The 7,550-nt window shown below is 74.1% G+C and carries 6 protein-coding genes and 1 pseudogene; 5 read left to right on the forward strand and 2 right to left on the reverse strand.

The features are described 5' to 3' along the window. Positions 1–15: 15 nt before the first annotated feature. From FYW99_RS29480 to FYW99_RS29495, 4 genes are read left to right on the forward strand one after another with little or no spacing between them, the layout of a single operon-like run. Positions 16–1,038 carry an ABC transporter ATP-binding protein gene (locus FYW99_RS29480; protein ID WP_150255458.1) on the forward strand — a complete coding sequence of 341 codons (1,023 nt, stop codon included), beginning with the start codon at positions 16–18 and terminating at the stop codon, positions 1,036–1,038. Further along, on the forward strand, positions 1,035–2,096 hold the full coding sequence (locus tag FYW99_RS29485) for an ABC transporter substrate-binding protein (protein ID WP_150255460.1): 1,062 nt from the start codon (positions 1,035–1,037) through the stop codon (positions 2,094–2,096). Before FYW99_RS29480 ends, FYW99_RS29485 begins: the two co-directional genes overlap by 4 nt. Next, positions 2,093–3,058: a nucleoside hydrolase gene (locus tag FYW99_RS29490; protein ID WP_150255462.1), complete on the forward strand. Its 966-nt coding sequence runs from the start codon at positions 2,093–2,095 to the stop codon at positions 3,056–3,058. Before FYW99_RS29485 ends, FYW99_RS29490 begins: the two co-directional genes overlap by 4 nt. 35 nt (positions 3,059–3,093) lie before the next feature. After that, entirely contained in the window at positions 3,094–4,788 is a 1,695-nt protein-coding gene (locus FYW99_RS29495; RefSeq protein ID WP_150255464.1) for an adenine deaminase C-terminal domain-containing protein, read from the forward strand. A 317-nt stretch (positions 4,789–5,105) separates the two neighbouring features. Here the strand turns inward: FYW99_RS29495 and FYW99_RS29500 are convergent, their stop codons facing one another. Beyond that, positions 5,106–5,798, reverse strand: coding sequence for a TetR/AcrR family transcriptional regulator (locus FYW99_RS29500; protein ID WP_150255466.1), 693 nt, complete (start codon positions 5,796–5,798; stop codon positions 5,106–5,108). A gap of 61 nt (positions 5,799–5,859) precedes the next feature. Here FYW99_RS29500 and FYW99_RS29505 point away from each other — a divergent pair, with 61 nt between their 5' ends. After that, on the forward strand, positions 5,860–7,320 hold the full coding sequence (locus FYW99_RS29505) for an aldehyde dehydrogenase family protein (RefSeq protein WP_150255469.1): 1,461 nt from the start codon (positions 5,860–5,862) through the stop codon (positions 7,318–7,320). A 50-nt stretch (positions 7,321–7,370) separates the two neighbouring features. Here FYW99_RS29505 and FYW99_RS29510 read toward each other — a convergent pair. Beyond that, positions 7,371–7,550: pseudogene (locus FYW99_RS29510) on the reverse strand (cytochrome ubiquinol oxidase subunit I); the annotation flags it as partial.

The raw sequence follows: 7,550 nt of genomic DNA on the forward strand, positions 1-7,550 counted from the left end.
AGAAGGACAACCCACATGACACCCGTCGTCGAACTCGACCGCGTCACCCACCGCTTCGGCGGACGCAAGGGTAAGGACGGCCCCGCCGCCGTCGCCGACCTGGACCTGGCCGTGCGGAGCGGCAAGTTCACCACGCTGCTGGGCCCCAGCGGCTGCGGCAAGACCACCACCCTGCGCATGATCGCCGGGTTCCTCCAGCCCACCTCCGGCAGGATCCTGCTGGAGGGCCAGGACGCCACCCGCACCCCGCCGGAGAAGCGCAACATCGGCATGGTCTTCCAGTCCTACGCGCTCTTCCCGCACATGACGCTGCGCGACAACGTCGGTTACGGGCTGCGCACCCGCAGGATCGCCGCCCAGGAGGTGACCAGGCGCGCCGGTGAGGCGCTGGACCTGGTGGGCCTGGCGCACCTGGCCGACCGCAAGCCCGCCGAGCTGTCCGGCGGCCAGCAGCAGCGCGTGGCCCTGGCCCGCGCCGTGGCCATCCGCCCCTCGGTGCTGCTGCTGGACGAGCCGCTGTCCAACCTCGACGCCCAGCTGCGCGTGCAGATGCGCCGCGAACTGCTGCGGGTCCAGCGCGAGACCGGCCTGACCGCCGTCCTGGTCACCCACGACCAGGACGAGGCGCTGGAACTGTCCGACACCATGGTCATCCTCAACGAGGGGCGCCTGGAGCAGGAGGGCGCGCCCCGGGAGGTCTTCCCCCGGCCCGCCAACCGCTTCGTCGCCGAGTTCCTGGGCTACGACAACTTCCCGCGGGTGCCCGGGCGCGGAGCCGTCACCATCCGGCCCGAGCACGTGCGCCTGCTGCCCGCCGGTACCGGTGAGGGCGAGGGCGAGACCGGTCTGGACGGCACCGTCGCCGAGGTCACCTTCCAGGGCAGCAACTGCCTGGTGGAGGCCCACATCGACGGGGTGGAGGGGCCCGGATCGGTCCTGCGCTCCCTGCACCCGGCCGACGACCTGCGCCCCGGCGACCCCGTGCGCATCGCCCTGCCCCACCGCCACCTGGTGGAACTCGCCGAGGAGGCCGGATGAGCCGTCCCACACGCCCGCGCCGCATGCTCGCCGCGCTCGCCGGGACGGCGGCGCTGACCCTGGTGAGCGCCTCGTGCGCACCGGTGCGCGAGGACGACCCCGACACGCTCGTGGTGAGCACCTTCGCCTTCGCCACCGAGGAGTTCACCGAGGTGGTGGCCGACCCCTTCGAGGCCGAGACCGGGATCCGGGTGGTCCTGGACACCGGCAACAACGCCGGTCGGCTCACCAAGCTGAGGATCAACGCCGAGACGCCCGACACCGACGTCGTGCTCATCTCCGACTACTACGCGCAGATCGGCAAGGACATGGGGCTGTTCGCCCCCGTCGACCCCGCCGACGTCCCCAACCTCGACGCCATCCAGCCCTGGGCCGTGGACCCGGACGGGTACGGCCCCGCCTACACCTTCCAGCTCCTGGGCCTGCTCTACCGCACCGACCTGGTCGAGGAGGCGCCCGACTCCTGGGACGACCTGTGGGCCAAGCCCGAGGCGGGGTACGTGCTGCCCGACATCTCGGTCTCGGCGGGTCCGATGTTCGTCCTGGCCGCGGGCGAGCACTTCGGTTCGGGTCCCTCCGACCCCGACGCCGGTTTCGAGGCGATGGGCCGGATCGGCTCGGACGCGCTCCAGTTCTACACCGGCTCCACCGAGCTCACCAGCCTGCTGGAACGCGGTGAGATCGCCATGGCGCCCGGCCTGGACAACTTCGCCATGGGCTCGGTGGAGGCCGGACAGCCGATCGGCTTCGCCGCACCCGAACAGGGGCGGGTGATGACCGCCAACACCGTCCAGGTGGTCAACGGGGCGCCCAACGAGGCCGGGGCCCTGGCCTTCGTCGACTTCCTGCTGCGCCCCGAGGTGCAGGAGGGGATGGCCGAGGCCCTCTACGACAAGCCCGTGGCGCTGGAGGCCGATCCCACCCCGCTCATGGAGCGGGTCTCGGGACAGGCCGCCTCCTCCCCGTCCGACAGCGGCTACCACCAGGGCGACCTGGCCCTCATCGCGCAGGAGCGCTCCACCTGGCTGGACCGCTTCACCGAGGAGGTGGCGCGGTGAGCGTCCCCGTCGTCATCGACTGCGACCCCGGCGTCGACGACGCCCTCGCCCTGCTGCTCGCGCTGGCCTCACCCGGACTGGAGGTGCGGGGGGTGACCACGGTGGCCGGGAACACCTCCCTCGCCGACGTGGACCGCAACGCCGCGCACGTGCTGGACCTGGCCGGAGCCCCGGCCGCTCTGCCGCTGGTCTCGGGGCTGGCCGGGCCGATCTCGCGTACCACGCGCCTGCGCGACGAACCCATGCACGGTGTCGGCGGCCTGGGCGGGCTGGTCCCCGCCTCCCCGCCCCGGGCGTTCGGCCCCGGACACGCGGTCGACTGGCTGGCGGAGCAGGCCCTGCGCTCGCCGGGGGAGCTGACCCTGGTGGCGATCGGCCCGCTGTCCAACGTGGCCGCCCTGCTCGCCCGCCACCCGCAGGCCGGGCCCGCGCTGCGCGAGATCGTCGTCATGGGCGGCGCCGCCTTCGCCCAGGGCAACATCACCCCGGCGGCGGAGTTCAACTTCCACGCCGACCCCGAGGCCGCCCGCTACGTCCTGGAGTCGGGCCTGCCGGTGCGGATCGTGGGCCTGGACGTCACCCGCGCCGCGCTGTACCCGCTGCGCGAGGCCGAGGAGCTGGCGGCGCTGCCCGGCACCGCCGGGATCGCCGCAGGACTGCTGCGCGACTACGCCCTGCGCTACCGGGACCGCTTCGGCGTCGCCGCCGTGCCGGTGCACGACGCACTGGCGGTGGCCGCCGTGGCCCACCCCGAACTGCTCGGCTGGGAGGAGGGCACCGCCTCGGTGGAGTGCGCCGGAGAACTCACCCGCGGCGCCCTCGTGGCCGACCTGCGCACCCCCGGCCGCGCACGGCACGTGCGCGTGGCCCGCACCGTCGACGCCGACGGGTTCGCCGCCCGCCTCACCGAGGGCATCGCCAGCTACGCCGCAGAACCGAACGACAGCGCGAGGACGCCGTGAACCGCGTCCGCGCACCGGAAGGGGAACCGACTCCGATGCTCACCGCAGACCTGCTCATCCGCGGCGGAGACGTCGTCTCCGTCCACACCGGCCAGGTGTGGCGGGCCGACGTCGCCGTGGTCGGCGACGCGATCCGCGCGGTGCTGCCGCCGGGGACCCCGGTCGAGGCCCGCGAGACCGTCGACGCCCACGGGCTCGTGGTCGCGCCCGGGTACGTGGACGCGCACATGCACATCGAGAGCTCGCTGCTGGCCCCGGCCGAGTTCGCCCGGGTCACGCTCGCGCGCGGCACCACGACCGTGCTCGCCGACGCCCACGAGATCGTCAACGTCGCCGGGCGCGACGGACAGGCGTGGATGATCGAGCAGGGCGGGGCCACCGGGCAGACCATGCGCTGGGCGGTGCCCTCGTGCGTGCCCGCGCTCGACGGGTTCGAGACGGCCGGGGCCCGCCTCGACGCCGACGACGTCGCCGAGATGCTGGACTGGGAGGGGGTCACCACCCTCGGAGAGGTGATGGACTACCGCGCGGTGGTCTCGGGCGACCCCAGGATGGGCGCCATCATCGCCGAGGCCCGTAGCCGGGGCGTGCGCCTGGACGGGCACTGCCCCAACCTGTCCGGGGCCGAGCTGGGCGAGTACCTGTGGGCCGGGATCGACTCCGACCACTGCAAGAACACCGCCGAGGTGGCGGTGGAGAAGGCCCGTCTGGGCATGCTGCTGATGCTCCAGGAGAAGTGCCTGACCCCCGAGGTCGTGCGGGCGCTGCTGGAGCTCCCGCACCTGCCCGACTTCTGCCTGGTCACCGACGACATCGTCGTGGACGCGATCGTGAGCACCGGCCACCTGGACCGGGTGGGGTCGGTGGCACTCGAACGCGGGCTGCCCCCGCTGGCGGTGCTGCGGGCGCTCACGCTCCAGCCCGCGCGCAGGCTCGGCCTCGACGACCGGGGGACCGTCACCCCGGGCAAGCGCGCCGACCTGGTCCTGCTGCGCTCGCTCACCGAGCTCACCCCCGTGGTCGCGATCGCGGGCGGCACGGTCGTGGGCCGTGACGGCGCCCCGCTCACCGGCCCCGGACCCGCGCCGGACCACCCGTTCGGCGGCACGGTGCGCATCAGCGCGCCCGACGCGGAGGCGGCCCGCTGGCGGGTGGACCTGCCCGACGGCGAACACGCCTTCCGCGCGCTGCGGGTGAACGCGGTGGACACCTACACCGAGCCGGACGAGGTCGTGCTGCCCGTGCGCGGGGGAGTGGTCGACTGGCAGGGCAGGACCGCGGTGGTGGCGGTCTTCGAGCGCCACACCGGGGCGGGCGGGGTGGCGTTCGCGCCGGTCACCGGCCAGGAACTGGGCGCGGGGTCCTTCGCCACCACCTACGCCCACGACAGCCACAACCTCACGGTCGTGGCCACGAGTGAGGACGCGCTGCGCGAGGCCGCCGCCCGGGTGGTGTCCTGGGGCGGCGGCATGAACCTGGTCCGCGAGGGCGGTGCGGGCGCCGGGATCGCCCTGCCCATCGGCGGGGTCATGTCGGAGCGGCCCGCCGACGAGGTGGCCCGGGCCACCCGGGAGCTGCGCGCGGAGCTGGCGGCGTGGGGCTGGGACAACCGCAACGCGTTCATGAGCCTGTCGACCCTGACCCTGGCGGTGTCCCCGAGCGTGAAGATCACCGACCGGGGCCTGGTGCGCGTGGTCGAGCGGGCCTGGGAGCCGGCGACGGTGGGCTGATCCCGTTCCGCGACGTGGAGCCGCGCGCCTTCACGGGGTGCGGCTCCGCGGGCACCAAGGGGTCCGCCCCGCGGCGGGGGGCGAACCGCTGCGGCGGTCCGTCTGCCGGGGCCGTGACCGGACGGGCAGCAGTGAATCTACGCCGTAAAGATCGGCCTTCCGTTACGACAACTCCGATCGCGCGACCGCAACCCGGCGGACGTCACCAAGCCCACCGGGAAGAACAAAACCCCGCACAGGGGCCGCTGCCATCGCCCGCGGTGGAGCCCCGGGCGGCGGGAGGCCGCCGCCCGTTCCCTGCGCAGGCCACCCGGCCCTCAACCGGCGCGGTCGTCCGGGGCCTCTCCGGAGAGGCCGAAGGGCGGCCCGGCTTCCCCGGAGCCCCCCGCCTCCCGGTGGCCCAGGGCGCGCAGCAGGTAGGGCAGGAGCCGGTCGGCGATGTCGTGGCCCGGGGAGGCGCCGGGCGCGGGCGGCACCAGGAACGTGTGGCTGACCATCGGGCCGATCACCATCTCCGCCACCACCAGGGGGTCGTCCACCGGCGGTATCTCCCCGCGCGCGACGGCGCGCTCCACGACCGCCAGCACCCGGTCCTGGAGCGGCACCACGAAGTCGCCGAAGAGCGCGTCGGCGAGCGCCTGGTTGTGCGCGGCCTCGCCCAGCACCGCGCGCAGCAGCCTCCCCGAGGACCCCTCCAGGGCCGCGGCCTTGTCGTGCAGGAGCAGGGACAGGTCCGAGCGCAGCGCGCCGGTGTCGCGGTCGGGCCCCAGGTTCTCCGCCCAGTCCCGGGCGGCCCCCAGCACCAGGTCCTCCTTGGAGCGCCAGCGCCGGTAGAGGGTGGCGGTGGAGACGCCGGCCCGCCGGGCGACGGCGGCCGTGGTCAGGCCGCCGTACCCGTGTAGTTCGAGCTCGGCGAGGGTGGCGTCCATCAGCGCGCGGTCCCGGGCGGCGTCGCGCGGTCGGCCCCGGTGGGGGGCGCGCGAGGCGTCGGGCAGATGGTCGGTGGTCATGCCCGGAATCCTATGCGAGTGAGGTCTAGGGAAACGAAAGTGTTTCGTTTAGTATCGCCCCATGACCAACACCCAAGGCGTTCCCGCGGCCGAGGCCGCCGACGTCGCCGAGACCGCCCCCCGGCCCCCCGCCGAGCCGCTGACCCTGACCACCGAGATCCCGCCGGTGGTCGCCCGCCTGCGCGCCGCCTTCGCCTCCGGCCGCACCAAGCCCGTCGCCTGGCGCCGCGCCCAGCTGCGCGCGCTGCGCCGCATGCTCACCGAACAGCGCACCGTGTTCGAGGGCGCGCTCGGAACCGACCTCGGCAAGAGCCCCATCGAGGCCCACACCACCGAGATCGGCTTCGTCGTCAACGAGATCGACCACACCCTCAGGCACCTGGCCTCCTGGCTGCGCCCGCAGCGGGTGCCGGTGCCCGTCGCCCTGGCCCCGGCCAAGGCCCGCCGCGTGCGCGAGCCGCTGGGCACCGTACTGGTCATCGCCCCGTGGAACTACCCGGTGAACCTGTCCCTGGCACCCCTGGTCGGCGCCATCGCCGCGGGCAACGCCGCCCTGGTCAAGCCCAGCGAACTCGCCCCGGCCACCTCCGCCGCCCTGGCCGAGCTGCTGCCCCGCTACCTGGACACCGAGGCGGTCGCGGTCGTGGAGGGCGGCATCCCCGAGAGCACCGCCCTGCTGGAGGAGCGCTTCGACCACATCTTCTACACCGGCAACGGCGCCGTGGCCCGCATCGTCATGGCCGCCGCCGCCAAGCACCTGACCCCCGTCACCCTGGAGCTGGGCGGCAAGAGCCCGGCCATCGTCGAGCCCGGCGTGGACCTGGCCACCACCGCCCGCCGCCTGGCCTGGGGCAAGTTCACCAACACCGGTCAGACCTGCGTGGCCCCCGACTACGTGCTCGCCGTCGGCGACACCGCCGAACCGCTCCAGCGCGAGCTGACCGCCGCCATCACCGAGATGTTCGGCGAGGACCCCTCACGCAGCGCCGACTACGGGCGCATCGTCAACGAGCGCCACTTCGCCCGGATCACCGCCCTGCTGGAGAGCGGCACCGTGGTCACCGGGGGACAGCACGACATCGACCGGCTCTACGTCGCCCCCACCGTCCTGGGCGACGTGGACCCCGGCTCCTCGGTGATGTCGGAGGAGATCTTCGGCCCCGTCCTGCCGGTCCTGCGGGTCCCCGACCTGGACGCGGCCATCGCCTTCGTCAACGAACGCGACAAGCCGCTGGCGCTGTACGGCTTCACCGACTCGGAGGAGACCAAGCGCCGCCTGACCACCGAGACCTCCTCGGGCGGCCTGGCCTTCGGCCTGCCCGTGGCCCACCTGGCCGTCCCCGACCTGCCCTTCGGCGGCGTGGGGGACAGCGGCATGGGCGCCTACCACTCCGCGGCCTCCCTGGACACCTTCTCGCACACCAAGTCGGTGCTGGACAAGTCGCTGTTCATGGACACCATGCGCATCGCCTACGCGCCCGTCACCGACCTCAAGCAGAAGCTGCTGCGCCGGTTCCTGTGAGCACGCGGGCGGGGGAGGGCGTCAGCGCCGCCCGCCCCCGCCCGCGCGGGTCAGCCCCTCCGGGCAGCCTCCCCGTGCTCGGTGTCCAGGGCCTGCGCCGCCACGTGCGGGTGGTTCAGGTCGAACGCGGGACGCTCGGAACGGATCCGCGGCAGCGACGTGAAGTTGTGCCGCGGCGGCGGGCAGGACGTGGCCCACTCCAGCGAGCAGCCGTAACCCCACGGGTCGTC

The organism is Nocardiopsis deserti (assembly GCF_008638355.1).
Classification (GTDB): Bacteria; Actinomycetota; Actinomycetes; order Streptosporangiales; family Streptosporangiaceae; genus Nocardiopsis; species Nocardiopsis alborubida.

What these genes read in the sequence shown, in the direction of transcription:
- FYW99_RS29495 (WP_150255464.1), top strand. Translation starts at nt 3,094, where the DNA reads ATGCTCACCGCAGACCTGCTCATCCGCGGCGGAGACGTCGTCTCCGTC.
- FYW99_RS29480 (WP_150255458.1), top strand. Translation starts at nt 16, where the DNA reads ATGACACCCGTCGTCGAACTCGACCGCGTCACCCACCGCTTCGGCGGA.
- FYW99_RS29485 (WP_150255460.1), top strand. Translation starts at nt 1,035, where the DNA reads ATGAGCCGTCCCACACGCCCGCGCCGCATGCTCGCCGCGCTCGCCGGG.
- FYW99_RS29505 (WP_150255469.1), top strand. Translation starts at nt 5,860, where the DNA reads ATGACCAACACCCAAGGCGTTCCCGCGGCCGAGGCCGCCGACGTCGCC.
- FYW99_RS29500 (WP_150255466.1), bottom strand. Translation starts at nt 5,798, where the DNA reads ATGACCACCGACCATCTGCCCGACGCCTCGCGCGCCCCCCACCGGGGC.